The 26,769-nt window shown below is 39.9% G+C and carries 23 protein-coding genes and 5 tRNA genes; 15 read left to right on the top strand and 13 right to left on the bottom strand.

Going from position 1 to position 26,769, the window contains the following annotated elements:
• Nucleotides 1–3 precede the first annotated feature (3 nt).
• From V7Q04_RS09950 to V7Q04_RS09915, 8 genes are all read left to right on the top strand, one after another.
• Nucleotides 4–1,401 (top strand): NAD(P)H-hydrate dehydratase, encoded by a 1,398-nt coding sequence (locus V7Q04_RS09950; RefSeq protein WP_333804899.1) that lies wholly within the window; start codon nucleotides 4–6, stop codon nucleotides 1,399–1,401.
• Nucleotides 1,392–1,970, top strand: coding sequence for a phosphoribosylglycinamide formyltransferase (purN, locus tag V7Q04_RS09945; protein WP_333804897.1), 579 nt, complete (start codon nucleotides 1,392–1,394; stop codon nucleotides 1,968–1,970). The genes V7Q04_RS09950 and purN overlap by 10 nt, the downstream gene beginning before the upstream one ends.
• Before the next feature lies 1 nt (nucleotide 1,971).
• Nucleotides 1,972–2,763: a thiazole synthase gene (locus V7Q04_RS09940; RefSeq protein WP_333804896.1), complete on the top strand. Its 792-nt coding sequence runs from the start codon at nucleotides 1,972–1,974 to the stop codon at nucleotides 2,761–2,763.
• 79 nt (nucleotides 2,764–2,842) lie between these two features.
• Nucleotides 2,843–2,920 (top strand) — tRNA-Pro (locus tag V7Q04_RS09935).
• A gap of 22 nt (nucleotides 2,921–2,942) precedes the next feature.
• A tRNA-His gene (locus V7Q04_RS09930) sits at nucleotides 2,943–3,019 on the top strand.
• Nucleotides 3,020–3,042: 23 nt separating this feature from the next.
• Nucleotides 3,043–3,119, top strand: a tRNA-Arg gene (locus V7Q04_RS09925).
• 18 nt (nucleotides 3,120–3,137) lie between these two features.
• Nucleotides 3,138–3,214: transfer RNA gene (locus V7Q04_RS09920), tRNA-Arg, on the top strand.
• Nucleotides 3,215–3,261: 47 nt separating this feature from the next.
• A tRNA-Leu gene (locus V7Q04_RS09915) sits at nucleotides 3,262–3,346 on the top strand.
• Nucleotides 3,347–3,510: 164 nt separating this feature from the next.
• Here the strand turns inward: V7Q04_RS09915 and V7Q04_RS09910 are convergent.
• From V7Q04_RS09910 to sdhA, 8 genes are all read right to left on the bottom strand, one after another.
• The gene (locus tag V7Q04_RS09910; RefSeq protein WP_333804895.1) at nucleotides 3,511–6,012 is read right to left on the bottom strand and encodes an efflux RND transporter permease subunit; all 2,502 of its coding nucleotides are present in this window, start codon (nucleotides 6,010–6,012) and stop codon (nucleotides 3,511–3,513) included.
• Nucleotides 6,013–6,172: 160 nt separating this feature from the next.
• Nucleotides 6,173–6,898 carry a sulfite exporter TauE/SafE family protein gene (locus V7Q04_RS09905; protein WP_333804894.1) on the bottom strand — a complete coding sequence of 242 codons (726 nt, stop codon included), beginning with the start codon at nucleotides 6,896–6,898 and terminating at the stop codon, nucleotides 6,173–6,175.
• A gap of 10 nt (nucleotides 6,899–6,908) precedes the next feature.
• On the bottom strand, nucleotides 6,909–8,522 hold the full coding sequence (locus V7Q04_RS09900) for a methyl-accepting chemotaxis protein (RefSeq protein WP_333804892.1): 1,614 nt from the start codon (nucleotides 8,520–8,522) through the stop codon (nucleotides 6,909–6,911).
• 141 nt (nucleotides 8,523–8,663) lie between these two features.
• Nucleotides 8,664–9,527, bottom strand: a complete 864-nt coding sequence (locus tag V7Q04_RS09895) for a substrate-binding domain-containing protein (RefSeq protein ID WP_333804891.1) — start codon at nucleotides 9,525–9,527, stop codon at nucleotides 8,664–8,666.
• A gap of 62 nt (nucleotides 9,528–9,589) precedes the next feature.
• Entirely contained in the window at nucleotides 9,590–10,957 is a 1,368-nt protein-coding gene (locus V7Q04_RS09890) for an OprD family outer membrane porin (protein WP_333804890.1), read from the bottom strand.
• Nucleotides 10,958–11,048: 91 nt separating this feature from the next.
• Nucleotides 11,049–11,903, bottom strand: coding sequence for an 8-methylmenaquinol:fumarate reductase membrane anchor subunit (gene sdhE, locus V7Q04_RS09885; protein ID WP_333804889.1), 855 nt, complete (start codon nucleotides 11,901–11,903; stop codon nucleotides 11,049–11,051).
• Nucleotides 11,904–11,906: 3 nt separating this feature from the next.
• On the bottom strand, nucleotides 11,907–12,866 hold the full coding sequence (gene sdhB, locus V7Q04_RS09880; RefSeq protein ID WP_333804888.1) for an 8-methylmenaquinol:fumarate reductase iron-sulfur subunit: 960 nt from the start codon (nucleotides 12,864–12,866) through the stop codon (nucleotides 11,907–11,909).
• Complete coding sequence (gene sdhA / locus V7Q04_RS09875; RefSeq protein ID WP_333804887.1) at nucleotides 12,866–14,716, bottom strand: 8-methylmenaquinol:fumarate reductase flavoprotein subunit; 1,851 nt, start codon at nucleotides 14,714–14,716, stop codon at nucleotides 12,866–12,868. The genes sdhB and sdhA overlap by 1 nt, the downstream gene beginning before the upstream one ends.
• Before the next feature lie 182 nt (nucleotides 14,717–14,898).
• Here sdhA and V7Q04_RS09870 point away from each other — a divergent pair, with 182 nt between their 5' ends.
• From V7Q04_RS09870 to V7Q04_RS09855, 4 genes are all read left to right on the top strand, one after another.
• Nucleotides 14,899–15,798, top strand: coding sequence for a LysR family transcriptional regulator (locus V7Q04_RS09870; protein ID WP_333804886.1), 900 nt, complete (start codon nucleotides 14,899–14,901; stop codon nucleotides 15,796–15,798).
• A gap of 67 nt (nucleotides 15,799–15,865) precedes the next feature.
• Nucleotides 15,866–16,351 carry a nucleoside 2-deoxyribosyltransferase gene (locus tag V7Q04_RS09865; RefSeq protein ID WP_333804885.1) on the top strand — a complete coding sequence of 162 codons (486 nt, stop codon included), beginning with the start codon at nucleotides 15,866–15,868 and terminating at the stop codon, nucleotides 16,349–16,351.
• A 127-nt stretch (nucleotides 16,352–16,478) separates the two neighbouring features.
• Nucleotides 16,479–17,975 (top strand): aldehyde dehydrogenase family protein, encoded by a 1,497-nt coding sequence (locus V7Q04_RS09860; RefSeq protein ID WP_333804884.1) that lies wholly within the window; start codon nucleotides 16,479–16,481, stop codon nucleotides 17,973–17,975.
• 149 nt (nucleotides 17,976–18,124) lie between these two features.
• A complete protein-coding gene (locus V7Q04_RS09855; protein ID WP_333804883.1) occupies nucleotides 18,125–18,502 on the top strand; it encodes a DUF779 domain-containing protein in 378 nt (125 codons plus the stop codon).
• A 32-nt stretch (nucleotides 18,503–18,534) separates the two neighbouring features.
• On the opposite strand, the gene V7Q04_RS09850 is transcribed toward V7Q04_RS09855, so the two are convergent.
• A complete protein-coding gene (locus V7Q04_RS09850) occupies nucleotides 18,535–18,969 on the bottom strand; it encodes a hypothetical protein (RefSeq protein WP_333804882.1) in 435 nt (144 codons plus the stop codon).
• Between the two features lie 145 nt (nucleotides 18,970–19,114).
• Between V7Q04_RS09850 and V7Q04_RS09845 the strand changes: the two genes are divergently transcribed.
• Both V7Q04_RS09845 and V7Q04_RS09840 read left to right on the top strand, forming a co-directional pair.
• Complete coding sequence (locus V7Q04_RS09845; protein ID WP_333804880.1) at nucleotides 19,115–20,035, top strand: phosphoglycerate dehydrogenase; 921 nt, start codon at nucleotides 19,115–19,117, stop codon at nucleotides 20,033–20,035.
• Nucleotides 20,036–20,098: 63 nt separating this feature from the next.
• Complete coding sequence (locus tag V7Q04_RS09840; protein ID WP_333804878.1) at nucleotides 20,099–21,358, top strand: coiled-coil domain-containing protein; 1,260 nt, start codon at nucleotides 20,099–20,101, stop codon at nucleotides 21,356–21,358.
• Nucleotides 21,359–21,375: 17 nt separating this feature from the next.
• Here V7Q04_RS09840 and V7Q04_RS09835 read toward each other — a convergent pair whose 3' ends face one another.
• Nucleotides 21,376–21,594: an SHOCT domain-containing protein gene (locus V7Q04_RS09835; protein WP_333804876.1), complete on the bottom strand. Its 219-nt coding sequence runs from the start codon at nucleotides 21,592–21,594 to the stop codon at nucleotides 21,376–21,378.
• 151 nt (nucleotides 21,595–21,745) lie between these two features.
• On the opposite strand from V7Q04_RS09835, the gene V7Q04_RS09830 reads away from it, so the two are divergent.
• Nucleotides 21,746–22,597 (top strand): nickel/cobalt efflux transporter, encoded by an 852-nt coding sequence (locus V7Q04_RS09830; RefSeq protein ID WP_333804874.1) that lies wholly within the window; start codon nucleotides 21,746–21,748, stop codon nucleotides 22,595–22,597.
• Nucleotides 22,598–22,637: 40 nt separating this feature from the next.
• Here V7Q04_RS09830 and V7Q04_RS09825 read toward each other — a convergent pair whose 3' ends face one another.
• The 3 genes from V7Q04_RS09825 to V7Q04_RS09815 form a co-directional block, all read right to left on the bottom strand.
• Nucleotides 22,638–24,752 carry a Tex family protein gene (locus V7Q04_RS09825; RefSeq protein WP_333804873.1) on the bottom strand — a complete coding sequence of 705 codons (2,115 nt, stop codon included), beginning with the start codon at nucleotides 24,750–24,752 and terminating at the stop codon, nucleotides 22,638–22,640.
• Between the two features lie 64 nt (nucleotides 24,753–24,816).
• Entirely contained in the window at nucleotides 24,817–25,602 is a 786-nt protein-coding gene (locus V7Q04_RS09820; protein ID WP_333804872.1) for a hypothetical protein, read from the bottom strand.
• Between the two features lie 405 nt (nucleotides 25,603–26,007).
• A complete protein-coding gene (locus tag V7Q04_RS09815) occupies nucleotides 26,008–26,763 on the bottom strand; it encodes a nitroreductase family protein (RefSeq protein WP_333804871.1) in 756 nt (251 codons plus the stop codon).
• Nucleotides 26,764–26,769: the final 6 nt, after the last annotated feature.

The following is a 26,769-nucleotide window of genomic DNA, read 5'->3' as shown; positions in this document are numbered from 1 at the left end:
CCGATGCATTATGTCTATGAAGAGACAAACAGTTTGGATGAGCGTTGTTATACTACTTTTGGACTTACCCCTGAAATTTTAATGGAACATGCGGGAATTGCACTCGCTCGTGCCGTTAAAAAAAAGCTTACACCTACAAAGAGTGCGCTCTTCGTCTGCGGTACAGGGAACAATGGTGCGGATGGTGTTGTAGCGGCAAGATTGCTTCATGGGACATTTAATGTGAGCATCTATTTCCCGTTTGAGCTCAAATCAAATCTTGCTAAACTTCAGCTTGAGCGTGCCAAAAAAATTGGTGTTCCTATCGTTGATGCGCTTATAAATGCTGACATTTACGTAGATGCTCTATTTGGGGCAGGACTGAACCGTCCTTTGGATGAGCAAAACTGTGCGCTAATTGAAGCACTTAACGCTAAAAAAGGCTTTAAAATCGCTTGCGATATTCCCAGTGGAATTCTCAATGATCTTCGTCTGAGTTCATCGATTTTTCAAGCAGATGAAACCATTGCAATGGGCGCTTTAAAACTGTGCCTTTTGAATGATAACGTTAAAGACGCTGTAGGAAAAATCAAAGTAGGAAACCTTGGTATTGCGCGCAAACACTATGAAACTATGACTTCCGTCTTTCTCCTGCGCAAGAGCGATCTCAAGCTTCCCCTAAGAGAAAAGAAAAATGCAAATAAAGGCTCTTTTGGGCATGTTGCCATTGTTCAAGGTTGCAAAGAAGGTGCCGCACAACTTGCTGGCATGGGAGCTTTTCATTTTGGAGCAGGACTCGTCACACTAGTGGGTGAAAAATCTAAAAAATTACCTGTTTATCTTATGAACAGCCTCACTCTTCCTAAAAATGCCAACGTTATTGTCGCAGGTATGGGCTTGGAAGTACCCTTTGATGAAGCGATGATTCGTACACTTCTGCTCTCTAATGCCCTACCATTGGTCATTGATGCATCCTTATCACATCATCCACTCATCATAGAACTTATTGCGTCTCAGAAACCTCTGGTTTTAACACCGCACCCCAAAGAGTTTAGCTCCATTTTAGAGCTTACATGCCACGAAAAAATCAGCATTGAAAAGATTCAAGAAAACCGCTTTCAGTACGCCAAACGCTTTAGTCTCGCATTCCCTCACGTTGTACTCGTTCTCAAAGGAGCCAACTCCATTATCGCATACAATGGAGAGCTTTTCATTAACACCTATGGAACGCAAGCTTTGGCAAAAGGTGGCAGTGGCGATGTATTGGCTGGCATGATAGGAGCACTGATTGCCCAAGGGTATACCCTCAAAGATGCTGCGATTAGCGCTTCATTAGCCCACACTTTAGTTGCAAAGAAATTTAAATATAATAATTTTGCATTCACCCCGATTGATATTTGTAAAGGTCTTAAATGGTTATAAAAAAAATTGCTATTTTATTCAGTGGTGAAGGAAGCAATCTTGAAAAACTTCTTGCAACACTTCACAACCAAGTCTTTGAACACTGTAAAATTGAAGTTGCAACCACTATTTGCAACCGTCCCAATGCGGCAGGAATCGAAAGATCCCGAAATTATGGCATAGAGCCTATCATTATCGATCATACGCTCTACACAAGCCGTGAAGCCTTTGATAAAGCCCTTGTAGAGGCAATTCAAAAGAGTGGTGCTGAGCTTACTGTACTCGCAGGATTTATGCGTTTTCTCACGCCTTATTTCACAAAGCAGGTTAAAGCGATCAATTTACATCCTTCACTCCTACCCCTTTTTAAGGGCGGCAATGCTATAAAGGAGAGTTTTGATTCACCCATGAAAGTTGCTGGCATCAGCGTGCATTACGTTAGTGAAGAGCTCGATGGCGGTGAAATCATCGCACAACGCTATTTTGAAAAAAATGAAGGGATGCGTTTAGAAGATTTTGAAGAAAAAATCCACGCACTAGAGCATGAACTCCTTCCCGAAACCGTTAAAAATTTACTCAATAGGAATTAAAATGAACGACATTCTCAAAGTCGGCAATATTGAATTTGCAAGCCGTTTAATCGTAGGAAGTGGCAAATACCCTGACTTTCAGACCACGAAAGATGCAACAATTGCTAGTGGTTCAAAACTAATTACGGTGGCTGTTCGTCGTGTCAACATCACCAATCCCAACGAAGAAAATCTCATGGACTACTTCAAAGGTACTGACATTAAACTACTTCCAAACTCTGCTGGATGTACCACGGCAGAAGATGCCATCACTCTTTTTAGAATGGTCAGAGAAGCAACAGGACTTGATCTCATCAAACTTGAAGTCATTGGAGATACAGCAAAAACACTCTACCCAGACGTAATGGAAACACTCAAAGCATGTGAAGTTCTAGCCCGTGATGGCTTTACGATCATGACCTATACCAATGACGATCCTATCATGGCAAAACGACTCGAAAATGCGGGGAGTGCTGCTGTTATGCCTTTAGCATCACCTATCGGCAGTGGGCTTGGCATCCAAAACCGTTACAATGTTCTCTTCATCAAAGAAGCCGTTAGCATCCCAGTGATTGTTGATGCAGGCATTGGCTGTGCAAGCGATGCAGCAATTGCTATGGAAATTGGTGCAGATGGTGTTTTAACAAACACTGCCATTGCACAAGCTAAAAACCCGATTTTAATGGCAGAAGCAATGAAACACGCTGTCCTAGCAGGACGTTCGAGCTTCCTAGCTGGACGCATTGCTAAAAAGCCTTTTGCAACAGCTAGTTCTCCAACAGAAGGGCTTATAGAGTTCAATCCAAAAGCCTAAAAAACTTTTCCTTGACAAAAGGCTGTATTTTAGATAGAATTTCAGCCTTAAAAAGACCAACTTAGGTTTTTTTAAATGTCGGGGCGTAGCGCAGTCTGGTCAGCGCACCTGGTTTGGGACCAGGGGGTCGAAGGTTCGAATCCTTTCGCCCCGACCATGTTATAATTTTTAAAATGATGGTGGGTGTAGCTCAGTCGGTTAGAGCATCAGGTTGTGGTTCTGAGGGTCGTGGGTTCGATCCCCATCACTCACCCCATTAGACCAAAGAGCAAGTTTTATGCGCTCGTAGCTCAATTGGATAGAGCAACGGACTTCGGATCCGTAGGTTGTAGGTTCGACTCCTTTCGAGCGCACCACCTTAAAACCGAGAAGATGCGCTCTTAGCTCAGCTGGATAGAGCAACGCCCTTCTAAGGCGTAGGTCACACGTTCGAATCGTGTAGGGCGTACCACCTTTTAAGACGGAGCCTCAGCTTCGCAAAATTTACTACTGTTGTGTGCGGATATGGTGAAATTGGTAGACACGCCAGACTTAGGATCTGGTGCCGAGAGGCATGGGAGTTCGAGTCTCTTTATCCGCACCACTTTTTTTAAAACTTCCTTCATCGTACTTTCTTTCCAAACGATTGTAAATATTACATTTCTACTATATTAAAAAATTTAAAATGTGGAAGATAAAAGAGATAGGCACTCTTAAATAAATTGTCTATTATCAAACTAGCCTATCACTATTTTAGAATTAATTTTTTTATTTTTCCTCAGTGTTCTTGTGAATAACCGGTTTGCCAAAAGCTTTAAATGTTATGAGTAACAATGGTGAAAGCAAAAGATCTGCGATAATAGCTACGAAGATCGTCACAACGGTCAAGAGTCCAAAGACAAGTGTTGGGATGAAATTTGAGGTGACCAAAACAATAAAGCCTATGACGGACACTCCTGAACAGTAGTACATCGGATTACCGACACTTCCATGCGTTCTATACATAGTGGCAACATAGTCGCCATCTTTCTTAATTTCATGCCTAAATCGCAAGTAATAATAGACCGTATTGTTTAGTGCCATATCAAAAGCAATGGCGGCAATGGTAATATTCATAATGTCTAGCGGTATTTTGAAAACACCCATAATACCAAAGACAATGCCTATAGGAATGATATTGACAACAATAGCGATAAGCCCTACTTTTAGGGATCTAAATAAAAATAAGAACATCAAACCAACGATGGCTACCGTTTCACCAACGGTTAAAATTTGCGTTTTATAGAGTGATTGGAGCATATTGTTGTATAAAACCATCATACCGACAATATCAAACTCGCCCTCTTTCAGCCCAACCTCTTTTTCCAATCCTGTTCTTATGGTGTTAATCAAACCTTCGCGTCTGAGATCTTTTGAAGAGTCTTTGATTCTTATAACAAATCGTGCTTCGTTATTTTCCATATTGATAAACGAGTTTAAAAGCATATTTTTGTATTTTTCAGGCAGTTGGTTATAAAGAACACCTAACTCAAAGTTGTCAAATCTCTGCCCTTTTTTAACGATCTCTCCAACCCTTAAAAGCGTTGCAAGCGATGAGACATTGCCAGCACCATGAATGCTTTCTAAGTATTTTTGAATTTCAAGGATTTTATCCATCTTTTGGTCTGTAAACCAGTATTGTGACTCATTTTTTGCTTCATTAAACTCTTTTTCAAAACTATCCAATGCGTTAGAGGTTGAGCTTTCTTCCGTACTCTCTTGCTTTGGAAATCTCACGACCACTTCAAGCGGAGTTGTTCCCCCAAGCTTCTCATCTATTTTTTTCATACCTTGGTAAATTTCTGTTTTCTCTTTGAAGTAATTAATGACACTGTTTTCAACCACCAACTGTGTTGTACCGATAATGCTGAATATAACAACGCCCAGTGAAACAAGATAGATTGTTTTTGGGTACTCTTTTGTGATGTTTGCAAATGTTAACGTTATTTTTGTAAATTTATCATAGGTCTGTACGGGATTTTTTTTCTTTAATGCCATCAAAATTGCAGGCGAGAATGTAATAGCGAAAAGAAACGATATACACGATGCTACCGCCATCATCCATCCAAAGTTTATGACAGGAAGTATGCCACTGCTAATCAATGACATATAAGCAGCCACCGAGCTTAACACAACAAAGGACATAGGCAAAACCATTTTTTTCATCGTCAGGCTTATGAGCTCATTTTGGGTTAAATCAGGATTATTGATGTAATTTTCTCTGTAGTTTGACACCAGATGTATTGATAGAGATATAGCCATAATGAGTTGCATGGAGACAAAGTTTGATGAAATGACCGTCACTTCAAAACCAAAAAGTGCGTATATGCCCGCTGTAATCATCACCGCAGAAAATGCAACAGTTATGGGAATCATGACATAACGTATCTGCCTAAAAATCAGCCAAAGAACAAAGGTCATAATGAGTATTACCGATGTACCATATGTCTTGATGTCACTTTTAACAAAGCTAATCATATCATCTGCAACCATCAACACACCGCCTAAAAACAGCTGACCTGCTTCTTGGTGTGCATCAATGGTTTTTCTGATCTCATTAATCAAAATATGTGACTCATCTTTTGAAGTAGCGCGATAAGCTTTAAACTCTTTTTTTATTTTTTCAAGTTGAAGCTCTTCCTCTTTTGTCAGTTGACCTGCTTGTTTTTTATCAAGAAGTGCATTACGTGCTTTGAGAAACTCCTTGTACTCCACATCCTCTTTAAGATTGATCAAAATTGACGTTGTTTTAAAGTCAGAGCTCACAAGATTGTCTTTGTAAAGTGGGCTTGTCGTTAACTCTTGTTGCACCATCTCTTTATCTATATCTTTACTTTCGAGTGTTCGTGTATCGCCTATAATCTCTTTGATAGATCGTGGTGGACTTTCAAGCAGTGGAACATCAAGAATACTGACAACACTCTCCACGCCCTCAATTTTTAAAAGAGCTTCTTTGAGGCTTTTGAGTGCATTAAGTGTCTTATCGGAGAGCATCGCGTCATTAGGAGAAAACGCTATGACGAGGTAGTCTGAGCTTGTGTATCGCTTATGAATCTCTCTGGTTAACTTTAAATCTTTGTCATTTTCAAGCAATAATGTTTCTGCGGAGGCATCGACATTGAGATGCACAGCAAAGTAGCCAAACACTACAGTCAATACAAATAAATACGATAAAACGGCTCTGTAGTTTTTGGTTATAAAATCTGAATACATTTGAACATATTTTTCCACTAAAGTTTTCCTATTTGCCTCTGAATTTGTTTGTATTTGAGCTGATTATAAACTCTAAAAGTACACGCAGAAGGGCATTTTTAAGGAACATAATAGCTTAATTTAGCTTACGAGCAATTGTACTGAGTGAAGTAGGAGAGTTATACGCTAAGCCATTCTACTATGATATAAATAATCGCCCAGTACTGACAATGCTTTTGAGCGCTAAAGTAGAAAGTAAAATTTTCAATATATAAATTAATTTTTGACCATCAATTTTATTTCTTAGTTTTTTACCAACATAAGAGCCAAAAATGGAGCCTAAAATCATAATGACGATCACATCAAAATAATCATAAAAAACAAATCCAAAATAGCTAAAAACAATGATTTTAAAAATATGAGTCATACTCATAAGAAGGGCAGATGTTGCGATAACTTTGTCTTTATCTTTAAATTCTTTAAGCAATTTAGTCATCGTCAAAGGACCAGTTGTCCCAACAATGGTGGAAACACCTGTCTGCAAAAAACCGATTAGATAGTAATTTTCATATTTTTTTATTTTGTCATTGAAAGTTTGTGACCATAAGGACAACAAAATATAGATACCCACACACAGAGGAATATATTGGATTGAGATAATTTTTAAGAGATACATAAAGAGCCCAGCACCAAGTAATGAACCAACGAAAAACTTTGGTATGACACTGTATTGTATGTCTTTGTACCCAAAATACGCTCGTGATAAATTACTGGTTACTTGATTGAGCCCATGTATCGGGATGAGTGCATTAATAGGCAAAAAAGATGGAAGAATGGCTATTAACAATAATCCTCCACCTACGCCAAAGATGCCCGCAATCGTTGATGTGCAAAAACTAATACAGCCTAAAATGAGTGCATCCATGTTTTTTTATCTATCTAAACTGATTAAGCTTGTTGTTAAGGTTTTCAGCCAAACGAGAGAGATGATCAGCCGCCGCAGCGATTTCTTCAACACTTCTAGCATTTTGAGAAGTTAGGGTATTGATATTACCTACCATATCAACAATTTTATCAGTATCGTTTGAAATTTTCTTTGAGTTTTCAACACTGGTTGTAACAGCTGAAACACTCTCTTGCATGACTTGTGTTGTTCCGAGGATGGTTGTTTCAACACCACTGGAAACGGTAGAGAGTCTTTGAATGTTTTTTGCATTTCTTCCCATCTGTTCAGAAGAATCAACGATTGCTTGAACAATGACATTAATCGTTGCATTAATCTCTGTAAGACTTTTTTGTGTTCGTTCAGCCAGTTGTCGTACTTCATCAGCAACAACAGCAAAACCACGACCATGTTCACCTGCACGTGCTGCTTCAATAGCGGCATTAAGAGCAAGAAGGTTGGTTTGATCTGCAATTTCAGAGATAACCGTGAGAACATGTTTCACTTGTTCTGCATCATGACTCATTTGTTCCAGTTTTTGAGCAAGGGCAGTTTCTGATTGGCTTGCTTCATCCATTTCACCACGAAGGGCTATAACTTCATTTTTAGCATTATCCAGTCTGCTACCTGCTGTTGCAATACTTTGTTTCATACTTTCTGAGAGTGTTGCTGTTTCTTGGACAAAGGTTTTAATGGTTTCTATCTCTTGAATGGTATTAGCAACGATGGTTGAGCTTTGTTCTGCATTACGTCCTATTTGCATACTGGTGGTACTGAGCTCATGGGAAACCGAAGCATTCTCATTGGATGAGTTTTTTGCATCACCGATGGTATGTTCTAGTGTCACAATAAGTTCATTAAAGCTATCTACCATCTCTTTGATTTCATTGGATTTTTCGTAGTTGATACGGAAATTTAGTTCTTTGTTTTTCACAAAATTCCCTATACTATCTCGTACGAGGTGTACGCCTTGCATAATGTTGTTTTTAATAAGATAGCTCAGTATAACAGTTAAGAAAATAACCAAAAGAATAATAATGGTCATCTCAATACTCGCTGTTTGCTTGGTATCTTGTGCTATAAGGGCATTATTTTCTGAGAGTTTTTTATTGTAGTTGAGATGTTCATCCACGGTATCGGTTAGATTTCGTGACATCTTGCGATTTTTGAGCATGAACTCTTTTGCTTCTGCTTTTTTGTCTTCGCGAGACATTTGCAGCACAGTATCTGCCATTGCAATATAAATGGCATACAAGTGTTGCTCTTTTTCATAAATTTCTTTTTCTTTAGCATCCGCAACAAAAACAGCATAATGTTTTAAATTAGCTTCAAATTGACCACGATACGTGCGGTACCTATCGTCCAAGATTTTGATTTCTTCTTGATTTCGAACCTCTGTTCCGATGTGTTCCCACAGCAAAAGTCTGATTCTGTAAAATCCTCGTTGCATATCGTCAAGTACTAAAAGACTTGGCAAAGTATTTTTTTGACACGTTGTCGTTGTAGCATAGATTTGATCCATCTTTATAAGACTAATCCCATAAATAACAGATGCCCCAATGACGGCTGAAAATAACATAATCAACAGTTGCTTAGAAAGTGTCATAAAAAATCCTTTATAAGGGTGTTTCTTGCCAGATATGCCCTTTTATTTTACTCTAAATTAGATCTTTTTGATGCGTATTGGTGACAGGTAAAGAGTATATTTGTTTCCTTACCTGTCACGATTTGAGTTTGTCTACTCATCTTATTTGGTACTATTCAGTGCGGTTGCCGCTGGAACAAGACCTTGTGCTATCAAACGAGCATAATTTTCTTTCGATGTCAGAAAGGTGACCAGCTCTTGTGCGGCGGCTGGCTCTTTGCTTCCTTTTGCGACACCGACAGAGAAAATAGTGACTTTTTGGTACGGAGCAGGGATGGGTCCTACCAAATCAACACTACCATTTTCACCTGTAAAAGGGACTATCTCACTCACTTGTTGAAAGCCAATTTCCAGATCACCACGTCCAACCCATGTGGCAACACGATCACCCACAATCAGTTTTGATTTAGCTTTAACGTCTTCGCCAAAATGCGGAAATACGTTTTCACTCAGGTGAGTTCCACTAGCACTAGCAGAATAACCAATTGATTTTGCGTCCAATAAAACTTTGTCAAATCCAGCTTGTGTACTAATATCTGGTTTGGGTTGCCCCTTTCTAACCATCATACCAATGGATGAATGAACAAGGTCTACCCTACTGCCCTGAATCGCAAAATCATCGGCAATCATTTTATCCAGTTGATTGCTTGCAAGGATGATAAGATCGAACGTTTCACCGTTTTTAAGACGATTTGGAATAGAAGTCGCAGAAGCCCCCATAGAGGAACCCGAAGAGAGATGAACTTTATGTCCTGTTTTTTCTTCAAATACAGGCTTTAAGTCATTCATAGTGGCATAAAAAGCACCCGAACTAATCACTTCAATGGTTGCGGCATTTACCCCTAATACCAATAAAAGGGATATAAATGTAACCGATGTAACTTTAGAAAAGAACTTTAACATGGTTTTACTCCCAAGGTTAGAAAGGCTTGAAAAAGAAAGAGCGTTAACGCATCTTTCTTTCATACGCAAGCCTTTGAGCGTTTTATAGATGATTTTCTATAACATCAATCCTTATAAATCCTAGACTAGAACTTGTAATTTGCTTTAAATCGTAACTCATCCAAATCTGCTGTAAATTTGGTATTGTTTGAGTAACGTGTTGTTTCTATCTCTTGTTTTTCGTATTGGAGTTCCAAACTTAAGCCTTTAAGCATTGGAACATCATAACTAATACCTGCAGCGTATGAAGTATAATCCTCACTTGTTGGATTTGCTCCCACTCTGTTTTGATTGGCTTCAGCATATTGTAAAATACTTTTAATCCCTGTAACACCCAATTTTGAAAAATCATAGGTAAAATCAACACGGTAAGAATCAGTATTGGCACGTAAAGATGGGCTACTTGCTTTTACGAGTGTTGCGGTGTAGCTTGATGTTCCATTACCGATACCTGAAATAACAGCATCATCTTTACTGGTTGTTGCTGCAGTAAAGGCTAAGCCAAATCCTGCCAACTCACTGATAGAGATACGTCCAGCAGTTTGTGTACCATCAAATGATGTGGTAACTTTGTCTTTAGTCATTTTCAAATCAGTGTTTGAACCACGATAATTCAAATCAAAGCCCAATTTAAAGCCATTCAGAGGAAGAATATAATTTGCCTCTGTGTAGTACATATCAACATCTTTGATATTTGTTCCAGAGTTGACATCATTTGCGGATGCATATTGACCTGTTAACATGAGGTTTGGAATCGATTTATTGATGATAGCCGCGGTATAAGCATTGTCAAATTCATAAGTAGTACTTGCACTCATACCTAAGAAAATAGCACGTTTTTCAAATGTTGGTGCATCTCCAGCGGTTGAACCCATTCCAAAGCTTGTTCTTCCTTGAAATTTATCAATAAACCCTGCCATAACGGTTGTATTTGGAATATCAGTATTGGTAACAGTTGCACCTTCAAAGGACTCTTTCACGATGCGTGAGCCACTACCATTCACAACCGGTGTAGAGATATATTGACGACCAATTTTTGCATTGGTTTTTCCAAGAGTGTAGCCCAAATACGCTTCTGAAAGTACGCTACCTGAACCATACATATCATCTTGATACGCTGTTTTACCTGTATCGCCAGAAAACGGTGCAGCACTCGCTACCATCGTTGTACCAAGGTTAAATCCATAGAATTTATCAGTGACATAATTTAAAATTGCTACCGTATTTAGGATATCACCCGACTTTGCAGTATCACTTACAACACCCGTTGGAAGCTTATAGCCACTCACTGTTTGAGTTGAAAATTTCTCTGTATCTTTATCAAAATACCACGCTCTAAGCTCACCGCTTACCTTGCCATTTTCAAATGCATCCGCAAGTGTCTCTGCCGCAAAAGCACTCGATGTAAAACCCGCCACTAAGATAGCTGCTAAGCTAAGATTAGCTAATTTCATTATTGTTTCCTTTAAGATGTTTACCAAGACATAATTTTTAAAAAGAAAGGCTCTCCTCCCTGAAAAGAGAGGAGTAGATAAAAAGAGGCTCTTACGCGAATTTACTCGCATCAATGACGTTGTAATCAAGACCAAGTTGTTTAGCAGGAACACCCAGTGCTAAACCTACCAATTGAGAGAGGTGAAGAACAGGAACGCGTGCTTTTGATTTGGTTGTATCTTGTGCGTCATCTTGGTAGATGTCTAATTGCATTTGGCAAAGAGGACAAGGCGTTACCACACAGTCCGCTTTTGACTCAGCCGCACTGTTGACAATGCCACTGGTCATTTTCATAACTGACTTCTCCGCTGGATAAACAGCGTGGAAACCACAACAATCAAGGCGCTTTGTAAAAGGTACAACCTCAGCACCTAAAGCTTTTACAACCGTTTCAAAGCTTGTTGGATTCACTGAGCTTTCAAAACCAAGATCTTTTTCAGGTCTTACACTGTGGCAACCGTAAAAAACAGCCACTTTAAGATTAGAGAGTGGTTTTTTCACTTTTGCTTTAATCTCTTCAGCATTTTGAGCAAGCAACCACAGAAGGCTTGTGACTTCGCTGGTGCCTTTGTAGTTCATATTACCTTTAGCAAGGAATGTATTGATCTGCTCTTTTTGACCATTTTCCAGTTGTTTTTTGGCACGGGTTAACATGAGTAAACAAGTACTGCATGTTGTCAGCATTGGCAATTTCATCTGCTCTGCAAGCGCTAGATTTCTAGCATTGGCGACTAAGGTTGCAAGAGGATCAACATCTTGTGCCTGAGAAGCACCACAGCAACTCCATCCCTTGATCTCTTTAAGTTTAATGCCCAAAATTGGGGCAATGGCTTCAATAGACATTTTAGCTTCGATAGCGGCTTGAGTAAGCACGCATCCGGGGAAAAAAGCGAATTCTTTTTGCATACGTTACTCCTTGTGTGCAGCTTTAGCTGCTTCAATCATTTTGACTAAATCTTTATGGCCTTCTATCTCATGACCACCAAAAATTTCAAGTGGATTCATTTTGCCTGCTCGCATTAAGGTAATGGCTGTACCCGCACGAAGTGCTGTACTCACACCTTCAGTTCGAAGTGCCAAACGAATTTCATTGAGGCGACCAGAGTCTTCGACCAAGTCTGTGTAGAATGATTTTGCGTGTGCTGGACCTACACCTGAGTTCAAGCCTTTTTTCATAGCAAGAGCACGAAGTCCCGCAATGTCATCCGCTGAGCTAATATGTTTTGGACAGCGATTACTACACTCATGGCAGTGAACACAGTTCCATAAGCCATTGGCAACGGCAGGTTTAACGTGAATCATTGGATCTTTTGAACGTGAGTCATTCGCGACTCTCCACGCTTGAGTATAAACAAACGGCTCCATGTAATCACTTCTATCCGCAGAAAGTTTATTACACTCAGACGCACAACAACCACACAGAACACAATCCCATTGCTTCACAATGCGATCGTACTCTTCTTGATTTTGAACACATCCCGCTTTTTCTGAGAATGTCTCTTTTGCGACCAAACCCGGTTTAATTTTACGGAGATTTTCAATAGCAGGCTCCCAATCCACCGCAAGATCAGAAATAACCGTATAGTTTGCCAATGGAGAGATACGAAATGTATCGGCATCTTTGTAGACTTCAAAAAGTTCTGTCATTTTAGTATCGCAACCAAGGTAGGAGTGCCCATTCACACGAACACCACAAGCACCACAAATCGCCATACGGCATGATGCTGTGAAGTTAAGCGACAAATCAAGATGTTGTTTAATAAAAAGCAACGTCCCTAACAAGGTCAATGCTTCTATATCCTTTTTTTCTACCGTATAGGTTTGTTGATAATTTTTTTTGCCATCAAAGCGATCAATGATAAATTTCATTAGTATTTCCTCTCTTCAATTTTAAACTGCCCAACAACAACATCTTTCCAGGCTAAATGCATTTTACCGCTCTCATCCATGGTGACCATAGAGTGTTTTAAGAAGTTCTCATCGTCACGTTTGAGGTAATCTTCTCTAAAGTGTGAACCACGTGACTCCTTACGCGCTGTTGCACCCATTAGTGCGGCACGTGATGCAAGAAGTAAGTTACCAAGTTCAACGTACTCTGTGTAAGCTGTGTTAAATACTGGATTTGTGTTTGGAATACGAATCGCGTCGTAACGTGCTTGGAATTCTGCATGTTTGTCAGCAAGAGCAAGTAATTTAGACTCTGTTCTAAAGATACCCATGTTATACCAGTTAGCAGCGCCAAGCTCTTCACGAAGGGCATACATCTCATTGACATTGCCTTTGCCTGAACCCGTAATTTCTTTAAAGTGGCTTGTCCATTTGAACGTTAAATCATTAAGACGTTTTCCTGCACCAAAGTCAGCTTTGGCTGCATACTCAGCGGCATTGATACCTGCGATTTTTCCTGTCACGGTTGCATCGCATAATGAGTTACCACCCAAACGGTTTGCACCATGGATGGAGACACATGCTGCCTCACCCGCGGCAAAAAGACCTGGAGCTGGAGTAGCCATCGTATCAAGGCTTGTAACATGAATACCGCCCATAGAGTAGTGTGCTGTTGGTCGAATTGCGATTGGTTTTTCAACGAGATCCATGTTCTCAAACAAAAGACCGATATGGCGAATTTGTGGCAAGTTTTTCATAATTTTTTCTTTGCCTAAATGCGTTACATCAAGTAAAACATACGCTTCCATATCATGCCCATAACCACGACCTTCACGAATTTCGGTTTCAATCGAACGTGCAACGATATCACGAGGTGCTAGTTCCATTTTGTTAGGAACATAACGTTTCATAAAACGCTCACCTTGGTTGTTCAGCAAAATTCCGCCTTCACCACGCGCCGCTTCGGTAATAAGCGTACCGCCGTGACAAACACCGGTTGGGTGGAACTGAAGCATCTCTGGGTCTTTGAACGTTAAACCTGCACGAAGGGCTGCTGCTGCACCATCACCTGTCGCAATGTAAGGGGTTGATGTTCTATTCCAAAACACACGTGTGTAACCTCCCGTTGCTAAAACGACAGATTTTGCACGAACGGGAGCAATGTCTCCGGTACGAATGTTACGAAGCACAACACCCTCGCAGTGACCATTTTCAATGCTAAGATCAAGCATATGGTGATCCATCAAAAACTTAACACCGTGTTTTAGGGCATCATCCAAACAGGTATGGGTAAGAATGTGTCCTGTTTTGTCTTCTGCAAAGTTACAGCGAATTTTTGTAGCACCACCCGCGTAACGCTTATCAACATTGCCTTTGCTATCGCGTGAAAAAGGCATACCGATATAATCAAGCTCATGAATAGCAGCACCTGCATAGGTCGCAAATTTCATAGCGGTATCTTGATCGACTAAGAAGTCACCACCTTTAACGGTATCTTTAGCGTGAAGCTCAAATGAATCGCCTTCGCTAAAATCAATAACACCGTTAATGCCACCCTCTGCCATCGTTGTAGCACTTCTCGTTGGCATCACTTTACTGACAACAACAACACTTAGATTTGGGTTCTTTTTACGTGCGGCAACCGCTGCACGAAGTCCTGCAGCACCTGAACCAATAATCAAAACATCACACGATGGCATGCCTGAAGTATTGGGCATGGAAGGAGACGTTGCAGCAAAAGCTGTTTCAACACCCGTTGTACTCACCGCCAACGCACCCATCGTAATACAGGCTGATTGCAGAAATTCTCTGCGAGTAAACTGTTCAGTCATAAAATTTCCTCTCGATAGTTTTATAAATTTAAAATTATATTTTCAAAATACATTTTAAATTTAATGACAGCAAAATACTAATACACTTTTACCGATAAGTCAAAGTCGATTTTACACATGAGTTCATAGGTTTTTTACTATGACTACAAATACTATAAAATACCATATAGAAGGGGTTTAAAATGAGTTTTAAGCAAATAGAATGTGTTGTGATGGTCGCAAAATTAAAAAGCTTTACGAAGGCTGCACAAAAGCTTAAAATTGCGCAACCATCTTTAAGTCAGAGTATTAATATTTTGGAAAAACACATTGGTGTGCCACTGTTTGATCGTAGTACAACGCCTATTAGTCTCACACATGCGGGAGAGATTTATCTCTCAAAAGCCAACGCTATCATCGAACTTTATAATGATCTTAATGTACAAATGCGTGATGTAACAGGCTTTGAAAATGGAAAATTACGACTGGGGTTTTCGCAAACGGGTTATCATTTTATTCCCGATGCCTTGTCGAAGTTTTATAAAAAATTTCCCAATGCAGATATTAAAGTCACGCAAGTCTTTTCTACCCTCAATCTGGAAAAAATGCTTTTGGATGGAGATGTCGATATAGCAACCCTTATATTACCGCTTCATTCGGATGAATTGAGTTATAAAGTTATCACCGAAGAGCAAGCTTTACTTGCTTTACCGATCACACATCCTCTTGCACAAAAGGTGAAAAAAAGAGCTAAAGGATACCCTACACTTTCACTCAGTGAGCTCAAAAATGAAAAATTCATCTTGCCAAAAGCTTCACAACGAAGCCGACCAATATTCAACCAAATCTTTAAAAAAGCAGGATTTGAGCCTAATATTTTTTGTGAAACCGAAACATTTGACATAGCAAATTCAATCGTTGCTTCGGGCATTGGGGCATGTTTTACGTTACCACAATTCATCAAAGAAGATAAAGCAGACAAACTCATGCTTTTTAGCATTGATGAACCACTGCTTTCTCGAACCGTAGTTTTAGCCTATAAAAAAGAGAAGCGTTTGTCAAAAATCGCACAAGAATTTTTATCTATCGCAAAAAATCTATAAAAATTTTTGACACCTGTTCTATGTTACAATGTGAAAACTGTATCGTTTATTTTCAAGGAAATCATTTATGCAAACAATCTATCTTGCTGGTCCTGAAGTCTTTTTACCTAATGCCCATGAAATAGGCAATGCACATAAGCATCTGTGTAAAACATATGGCTATGAAGGGCTTTTTCCACTGGACAATACTATTTCAGGTTCCAATCTCAAAGAGATTGCAGAAACAATTCGCTTTGCCAATCAAGCAATGATACGCACCTGCGACATCGTCATTGCCAATCTTTCTCCTTTTAGAGGACCCGAGCCTGATAGCGGTACGGTTTGGGAAGTGGGCTATGCACAAGGATTAGGTAAAAAAGTTGTAGCTTACTCAATCGATCTTCGAACCCTCAAAGAAAAAACACAAGACATTCTCAATTTGGGTGATTCAAATTATGACGCAGAGGGAATGGATATTGAAGATTTTGGACTGACACACAATCTGATGTTTGCCCATACAGTAGTTGCTTCGAGCTTTGAAGCCTGTCTAAAACACCTTCAAATCAATAGTTAATACGATATTTAAAAAATTATAAAAAAAATTGTTAGTACACATATTGTCTTTGTTGTTAAAGCTTTCTGCAATAGAGTTGTAAAGAGATAATTTTTATCTTAATAACTCTATTTAGAAAGGTGCAAAAATGGCATATTCAAGACCTACGTATAAACCTCGTTATGAAAACTTTATTGGCGGTGAATGGGTTCCACCTTTAAGTGGTGAATATTTTGACAATCTTTCCCCCGTGGACGGTGAACTTTTAACCAAAATTCCTCGTTCATCCACAGCTGATGTTGATGCAGCGGTTGCTGCTGCTGTAAAAGCATTTGAAACCTATAAACATTCTACCGTCATTGAAAGAAGCACACTCCTGAACAAAATTGCCGATAAAATCGAAGCCAATTTAGAAGCACTTGCGATTGCAGAAACTCTGGACAATGGTAAAGCCGTTCGCGAAACGTTAAATGCCGATGTTCCTTTGGTTATTGACCATTTTAGATATTTTGCTTCCGTCATTCGTGCAGAAGCAGGAACCGTAGCAGACCTTGATGAAAATACGATTTCACAAGAGATTCACGAGCCTTTGGGTGTGGTCGCACAAATCATTCCGTGGAACTTCCCACTTTTAATGGCGGCATGGAAAATCGCTCCAGCCATCGCTGCTGGTAACTGCGTTGTTTTAAAACCAGCCAGTGCAACACCTATGTCTATCTTACTTTTGATGGAGACCATCCAAGATGTGTTACCAAAAGGCGTTGTGAACATCATTAACGGTGCAGGTGGAAAAATCGGTAAACACCTCTCAACCCATCCTGACATCAAAAAAGTGGGCTTTACAGGTGAAACGACTACGGGTCAACTCATCATGCAGTACGCCACAGAAAACATCATCCCTTCTACACTCGAACTCGGTGGTAAATCGCCTAACGTTTTCTTTGAGTCTATCATGGACAAAGACGATGAATTTTTTGACAAAGCAATCGAAGGACTTGTGTTGTTTGCCTTTAACAGTGGTGAAGTCTGCACATGCCCTTCTCGTGCGCTCATCCAAGAGTCCATCTACGAGCCGTTTATGAAACGTGTTTTAGAGCGCGTTAAAGCGATCACGCAAGAAAACCCTCTGGATCCTACGACTAAAATGGGAGCGCAAGCTTCGGTAAATCAAAAAGAGAAAATCTTAGATTATATTAAAATTGGTAAAGCAGAAGGTGCAGAGTGCCTCATTGGTGGGGAAGAGTACAAAAACAAAACTTTCCCAAAAGGCAATTACATTCAACCAACGATCTTCAAAGGTCACAATAAAATGCGTATTTTCCAAGAAGAGATTTTTGGACCCGTCCTTTGTGTAACAACCTTTAAAGATGAAGCCGAAGCACTTGCCATCGCCAATGACACCATTTATGGTTTAGGATCTGGTGTGTGGTCAAGAGACGCACATCAACTCCATAGCATGTCACGGGGCATTGAAGCGGGACGTGTGTGGGTCAACTGCTACCATCTCTACCCATCGCATGCCTCTTTTGGCGGTTATAAAAAATCAGGTATCGGTCGTGAGACACACATGATGATGCTTAACGCTTATAGACACACCAAAAATATCTTGACGTCTTACAATAAAAATAAATTAGGATTCTTTTAATTGATTTCTTAGGTACGTTTTCAAAGCAAAGCTCTGAAAATGTACCTTAACCCTGGGTAATCCTAGACGGAAAGCCCACGCACCTTTGGTGCTTTTAACTACAACAGCGTGCATGGTCTTGCTACCATGCACGTTTGAAAGGAGTCATTATGGAAGTCAAACGACTGATAGCAACCTCTGAAGCCCTCGCTGTTATCGTAAAACTTAAAAAAGAAAATGGTGAACTTGTTTTTAACCAAAGCGGTGGTTGTTGCGATGGAACAGCTCCCATGTGTTACGCAAAAAGTGATTTTCATGTACCCTCACGCAACATAAAAATGGGTGATGTCGGTGGCTGTGAATTTTACATCGACAAAGACCAATTTGAATACTTTCGGTACTCTCAAATTATTTTAGATGTGAAGGAAGAGAAAGCCGCTTTTGGAAACTCATTTTCGTTGGAAATCGATTTGGGATATCAGTTTATAACAAAATCACGCATCTTTAGCGATGCAGAATACAATAGCTTACCAAAAGACCAGAAATAACCAACGCCTTCAAAGCGTTGGTTGTCTAAAAGCTAAAGTTTTTCTTGAAACGAGATGGCAGTGACACTTAGATTATCGAGCGTAATAACCGTCATACGATCCTCTTTTTTAGGAAAATATGCCACATCTTTCTCATTCTCCAAAAGCCCTATGCTGTAAGTGTATTTTTTGAACTTTGGCATCATGAACATACTCATTACCATACTCGGAACCGATGTAGCGTCCATAAAATAGAGCGCATTATTTTCGCTCAAATAATTTGGATTAGCCTCAATAAAAGCCTTCATAACATCACCTTGAGATTTTGTGAAAGCAATAATAATCTGCTTTGTTTGAGGTGTGATATTCACATTTTTTTCAAACTGATCTTTAATGATGGGCGCTTGAATAGATACGCCTTCTTTGAGGGTGTCGGCAAACAGTCCGAAGGGTAAAAGAAGTATAGCTGCTAGTAAAAGTTTTTTCATAGAATTCCTTTGTTGATAATTATTATTCTAGCTTTTCTAAGTAAACAGAGTTTTAATAAAAATAAGTCAATGTGATAAGCAAAGATTGAAGAAAGAATGCTATACTTTTTTACATCAAATTCGTTACAGCTCACAAGGAAAATCTATGAAAATCGCCGTCATTACACCACTTTTCTCACGCTCAACAGAGCTTATGCAAACGCTTACTTCAACATTTTCAGAGGTAAAACATAATGCCGATAATACCCTCAAAACCAAAGCAGATTTGATCGCTTTTTTGCAAGATGTTGATGGCGCGATTGTGGGGCGTGAAAAGATAGATGACGAAATTTTAAGGGCATGTCCAAAGCTTAAAATCCTCTCACGCTATGGCGTTGGACTGGATAATTTAGACCTTGAAGCAATGAAAAAACGAGGCGTAGAACTCGGTTGGACGGGGGGAACGAACAGCAACTCGGTTGCCGAAATCACCTTAAGTTTCATGCTCTCCCTTAGCCGAAATCTGCACGTTGCAACCACACTTTTAAAACAACATATATGGAAAGTCAACGGAGGAAGTGAACTTAAGGGTAAAACCATTGGTCTTTTTGGCTTTGGCAATATTGCTAAACGTGTGGTAGAACTTTTGGCACCTTTTCACTGCAACATTTTGGTCTACAATCGCACACAAGATGAACAAGAAGCCCTAAAATACAGCATTACATATACAAGCAAAGAACGTATTATCGAAGAAGCTGACATCATCTCTATTCACTTACCGCTTACGCCTGAGAGTGAAAATCTCTTTTCAACCCATGAATTTAAAGTGATGAAAAAAAGTGCGTTTATCATCAACACAGCACGCGGTGGAATCATCGATGAAGAAGCCCTCAAAGTGGCTCTTAAAACAGGCGAAATTGCAGGAGCGGGGCTTGAAGCCTTTTTGGTAGAGCCTCCACAAGACTGGGAACTCATTGATCTACCCAATTTAGTCTGCACACCGCATCTTGGGGGAAACTCTAAGGAGAGTATTTTGGCCATGGGGTATAGTTGTATTGATCATCTGAAAGCATTTTTTATACATTAGCTGTTATTAAATTCTTATTTTTTTTAGATAGAATGACATCGATTTTGCGTTGATAGGAACCCGATGGAAGAGTTATCATTTAGCCATACTGAAAAAATTATTGAAAATTTTTTAATCAATTTTAATCCAGATGAGTATTTGTATCTGGATGTTTTATACCGTTTTGAAGAAGAAGATATTGGAGAATTACTTACCACCTTACATGGTTGTAAATTACCAAAAAAATACCACTCTTACAAAGATTTATTGCACGAAAAACTTGCACAAAAACTCTCTCTTACAAGCCATGACCTCTTTTTATACACCAATGGTGTCATCTATGCGAAACTTTTTTTCCAAGTCAACGCACCTGAAAACAGTACCGATCGCAGGGCATGTGGTGTTCCTAAAGAGAAACTCGAAGCATACAAAAAACAATTTTTCCCAAACAACGAATACAAAGAGCGTATGTTAGAACTTCTTAGCTTTGCGGAAGAAAGTACACTAAGCATTAAAAAAATAAACCCCTCAGAGTTTCGCTCTCTTTTTATTCCCGTCTTAGTCAACATCGCAGATACCGTTGTTATTGAAAGCAGTGAATTAGAAGATTTGCAAGAGATACGAGGGCTAAGTCACTTTTTACTACGTGAAATGTTTGAAAAGATGATGCTCTACATTGCCGAAGTTATCCTCTTCCATTTCTCAAACCAAGAGAAAAAAGCCATCGACTTTCTCAGCCATTTTGGTATCCATGAGACCATCGACGCTAAAGGAAATCGTTACAAACCAAACCCTATTTTGGATGAAAGTAACCGTGCATGGAACATGACAACCATTCGCTCTACAATGATCCAACATAAAAAGTCCAAACAAACACTGTACGATAAACGCAACGATCTTATCTCCATTAAAAAGAAACTCGATACCTACAAAAATGAGTACAAAGAGGTGAGTAAACACCTTCAAAAAGAGAACACCGAGTTTGACGAAACGGACGAAAAGTTAGATCAGATCCATCAAACGATCGATAGACTTCAGTACACCGAAGCAAAAGAGGTGAAGTTTTTAGAAAATGGTGAAGAAAAACTGTTTGATCGTAAAAGTTTGATCGCACAACTTTTTAGAAAAGAAGACTCGCTTGTCAAGCAAAAAGCTAAACTGCATAAGTTGAGTAAAGAGTTAGAACTCGCACTTTCAAACAAACAAAAAGAGATCAATACGTGGGAAAAGAAATTTATTGAAGCCCAAAATTCACTCACAACGCTTGAATCACATGGGCATCCTATTGATGCACAGTATGAGAGGATTCAGCGAGCATTGGCTAAAACCCTCTCACAAAGATAAAAACTACGTTAAGCGTTCTAAGAGAGCTTTTGCTTGATCTTCTCAAAAGTCTCTTCGTCGATCTCACCGCGTGCAAAACGCTTGCGCGCGATTTCTAGTGCTTCATCTTCTTTCTCATGATGATGGCAAGACGATTTACCACCTTTCATTATCATAAAGAGCACTAAAATCATCATCGGAAATACAATCATCCACGGCATAAAAAACCCATGCCCCATCCATTCATGTACATACATTTTGACTCCTTTGAATCAGGTTTTACTATTGTAGTCCTTTTGTGTGAACAATGTGTTAATTGAAAGAAATTCGCTAAAATAGCGTTATTCGCACGATAGGAAATTTTTATGCTTCAACATTTTTCGCACAAACATCCAATGGTTATTACCCATGACTGACATCGCCTCAATCATTCAAAGCAGTTCGGGCAACGCGTGGCTTTTTCTTCCCAGTGCGATTCTTCTTGGCGCACTGCACGGACTAGAACCAGGGCACTCCAAAACAATGATGGCGGCGTTCATCATCGCGATTAAAGGAACAGTGAAACAGTCCATTATGCTTGGACTTGCAGCGACACTCTCCCATACAGCGGTGGTTTGGGCTATCGCACTTTTGGGTATGAGTTTTGGTTCTCGCTTTGCAACCGAAGCGGTGGAGCCTTATCTTGAAGTTGTTTCGGGGTGTATTATGGTCGGTATCGCGCTGTGGACACTTTGGCAAACACGGCAAAATGAACGCGCCTGCTTTAGCACTCATGACGATCATCATTCGCATGAACATAGTCATGATCACGATCACGATGACCACCATCATCACGAGCATCACCACAGCAAAGAAGAGATCATCTTTGAAGAGCTTGGAAGTTGCAATGATGCGCATGAACTCGCACATGCCAAAGACATTAAAAAGCGTTTTTCAAACAAAGAGGTCACCAACACACAGATCTTACTTTTTGGACTAACAGGTGGGCTTATCCCCTGCCCTGCGTCGATTACGGTACTGCTCATCTGTTTACAACTCAAACAATTTACACTTGGTGTTGTACTTGTGTTTGCTTTTAGCGTTGGGTTAGCACTGACCTTGGTGGCATCAGGTGTGATTGCAGCTTTGAGTATGCGCCATCTCTCAAAAAAATGGAATGGCTTTGGGGAAATTGCTAAGAAGGCGCCCTATTTTTCAGGTGGACTTATTTTGCTCGTTGGCTTGTATATCGGCTATCAGGGGCTACATCATCTTCTCTAAGTGATTTTTACATGTAAGGAAAATCCTTACATGTAAAGATTTACACCTCTTTGAGACTTAAACTTACTTTACCTTTTTCTTTGTCCACTTCAAGAACGCGAATACGTGTTAACTGTTGGTTAATGCTCAACACTTCCAACGGATGCGCGATGCGTTTGTCGCTCATCTGTGAGATGTGAATAAGTCCATCATTTTTAAGCCCAATATCCACAAATGCCCCAAAATCGGCAATGTTTCGCACCACACCTGAGACGATAGACCCCTCGCTTAATTCACTAATGTCCGTGAGATCAGAGCGAAATGCAATCGGTGGCAATGTCTCCCTTGGGTCAAACCCTGGCTTTAAAAGCTCGGCGATGATATCTTGAAGCGTTACTTCGCCAATGCCCAATTTTAGGGCTTCTTCTATGATTTGCTCTTTTGTGAATGTCGCCAAGTCAGAGCGGTTCAAAAGCACTTGCGCGATAGCATAACTCTCAGGGTGAACGCCTGTGTTATCGAGGAGACTCTTACCCTCACGAATACGGAAAAAACCTGCACACTGCTCGTAAGCTTTCGCACCCAACCCTTTGACCTTTAAAAGCTCACTCTTGCTTTTAAACGCTCCTTGGCTCTCACGGTGCTCAACGATGGCTTTAGCAAGCTTTGAGCCAACACCCGCCACATAGGAGAGCAGTGAAACCGAAGCACTGTTGGGGTCAACGCCGATGCGGTTAACCAAATCTTCAATGACTTCATGCAACTTTTTCTCTAATTGTTTTTGATCTACATCGTGCTGATACTGACCGATACCCAAGGATTTTGGGTCGATTTTTACGAGTGCTGCCATCGGGTCACGCAGACGTTGTGCGATGGAGATAGCACCTCTTATCGTGACGTCTAAGTTAGGGTACTCTTCAGTGGCGATTTTAGACGCTGAGTAGATTGATGCTCCCGCTTCGGAAACCACGGTGTAGGAAAGATTTAGCCCCTCATCACGGTTGAGACGCGCGAAAAACTCTTGGCTCTCACGCGAACCCGTACCATTGCCTATTGCTACGGCGGTGATATGGTACTTTTGTGCAAATACTTTAATAACTTTCGCTGAGCTTTCATAGTCACTTTGCGGTGGTGTGGGGTAGATGACCGCATGGGTCATATAGGTGCCATGCTCATCCACAACAGCCAGCTTGCACCCCGTGCGATACGCAGGGTCAACACCTAAAATAACACGCTTGGTAACGGGTGGTGTGTTGAGAAGTTGCGAAAGATTTTTTCCAAATGTCGCAATCGCTTGTGTGTCGGCTTTTTCTTTGATGATGGCGTGAATCTCTCGCTCCAATGAAGGAAAGAGGAGACGTTTAAATCCATCCAAATAGGCCTCTAAAAGGTAGCTTTTGGAGCTTTTGGCATTACGCGAAATGCGGTAACGCTCAATGGCAGTCTGCACACGTTCTATCTCATACGAAATCTTGACGCTCAACTCTTTTTCACTCACACCACGCATCATTGCCAAGTAGCGATGAGAGGGGATGTGCGCTATTTTTTCCGCTTTGCCTGCTAGTTTGGCGTAGAGTCCATCCGCTTTGAGTGTTTTAGAAGCTTTGATCTCAAATGAAGCGTAGTCATGTAACTGCGCTCTCCAATATTCACGCTCTTTTGCGTCATCACTGTAACGCTCTGCGATGATGTCTTGCGCCCCAGCAATCGCCTCTTTCACACTTCCAATCTTCTCATTCACAAAACTCTGTGCCTTTTTTTCAAATGCATCAAGCTCTAACTCCGCACGCTCTAAAACATCAGCCAACGGACTTAATCCCGCTGCAATAGCCAATGCCGCACGGGTATTTTTCTTCTCTTTGTAGGGTCTGTAAATGTCTTCCAACTCTTGCAGTGTTTGCGCCTTTTCAACCGCTTTTTTCACCTCATCATTCAATACAACTTTTTCAGCAATCAGCCGTAAAACTTCCTCTTTACGCTCATGCAATTTTTTGGCATAAGCATAAATAGTATCGAACTCACGAAGTTGTTCATCACTCGCCCCACCCGTCATCTCTTTACGATACCGCGCGATAAAAGGAATGGTCGAACCCTCTTCTAAAAGCTTTAAAATGTTAATGATATTTTCTTTGGCAATGCCTGTTTTTTGGACTAAAATGAGAATAAGTGGGTTCATATTTTCTGCTTTCCTAGGTTTTACATGTAAAGATTTGTGGAGAGGTATTTTAGCGGAAAATAAACTATTTCACAGCTCTATTTTCTAAACTATTTTTTATTTTTTGATGTAATTCATTGAGTTGGTTTTCATATTGTTGATATATAGATAATTCATTTTCATATTGTTGATAAACTATTTTTTTATATATTTCAAAAAGCATTTTAACTTTTTCTAAGTAAGATTTGAAAATTTCTATAATATCGATATCATCACTATATCTTTCTAAATAGATCTTACCTTTTTGATTACAATTACGGTTAGTCAATATTGAATCTTTTGATAAGATAATTGTTATCTTTTTTGTATGAGGTTCAAAAGTATAATGAATAGACCATGAAGGTTTGTAAAGCTTTCCGTGCAAAGAACTATTGCGAATTACTTGATGAATGATATTATGCTCACCCAAACCATCATCACCAAAAATTTTTTCTCTGAGATTATTATTTTGGATTTGATAATTCTGTTCTAGATATCTATAAATATCAACTATTGTTGAAACATAAGAACTATATAAATAACAATACTCCGTAAAATCATCCACAAGACATTCATCTTGAATTTCGAGGTATTGCGTTCCAATAGTTTCAAATTTAAAGATAGTTTTATCTAGTCTTTCAATTATAAATTCAATATCTTGTAATTTAAAATTTATTTTTGCACCATCAGTACTCTCTATAATTTTACGTAATCTTGCATTATCAAAAAAATACATTGCATTAAAATTTTCATAAATCGAGATATCGGTATCTAACTCTTTCTTGCGCTTTTCTTGTATAGCTTTTATAATTTCTAAAGTCTCTTTATCCATTTATACTCTCTCAACTTTTACATGTAAAGCTAATTATACTTCATCCCAAGCCTTGCAAACTAAAAAATCATTTCTGCATTGTATTTGTACCCTGCACTAAAGGAACTCTTCGTACCACAAAGCCTGTTTGGGTTTTGTAGATTTCAAAGCGTTGGTTGAGTGTGCTTTCTTGATAGGCGGAGCTTCCGTATTCTATGTTAATAAAGGGATCCCAGCCAAGAAGGGTGAAGCGGTCTAGCAAGGTATTTTCGCCAAGATAGTAGGAGAGTTTTTGCTGAGTGTTTTGGTCTTCACTCTTTTTCTAACATCCTTCAACACTTCTAAAATGTAGCATCAGTCCAGTTTTAGAAGCGTTGACTAGTATTTCATTTTCATAGATTTGGCATCGATACGTTAATGGAGTGCTTATTCGTCCTTAAACGCGAACCCTTGTGCCACTAACGTCTTGCCTGTTTTTCGGTAGTAAATATCGGCATAGTAATTGGATGTAATCTCGGCGTACGTCGGCATCGAACCACTTCCTGTTGTGTCACGAAACGTTTTAAGTGTCTCTTCATACGCCAATGCTCCCTTACGTACTTTGTCACTGTCGTATGTGTCTTGCATCACAAACGTATCCAGCGCGATGCGTGGTTTTAAAGGGGCAGTTTTGGCTTTTTCAGTGGGTACACCGATGGTGCATCCTACGGCTAAAAAGGTCTTAGGGGCAAGGTTGAAAAACTTCACCATCTCATCGGATTTTCCACGTACCGCACCGATGGCTGTTGTGCCATAACCGAGCGCTTCGGCAGCCGCTTGGAGTTGCATAAGCATAATGCCCGCATCCACAGCGCCCACCATGATACCCTCCGCACTCTGCTCGATGATGTGGTTTCGCCCCACGCTCTCCACAATCGCACTGGTGCGGTTGAAGTCGATGACGATCCCCACAAAAACCTCCGCCGTGGCAATGTGCGCTTGTTCATTGCACATATGGGCTATCTGTTTTAATTTTTCCTTATCGCGTGTGTAGATAAGGCTTATTTGTTGACCATTGATAGACGTTGGTGCACGTTGTGCTGTTTGAAAGATGAGCTCCAAGTCTGCTTCACTGATAGGCTCTCCCGTAAATTGACGGATGGATTTTCGGTTTTGCAGTTGCTTGATTGTTAGATTTTCCATAATTTC

The sequence above is a fragment of the Sulfurospirillum sp. genome (assembly GCF_036802865.1).
In the GTDB taxonomy this organism is placed as follows: domain Bacteria; phylum Campylobacterota; class Campylobacteria; order Campylobacterales; family Sulfurospirillaceae; genus Sulfurospirillum.
Note: the sequence above shows the minus strand (reverse complement) of the source record. Positions and strands in the feature narration are given on the sequence as shown.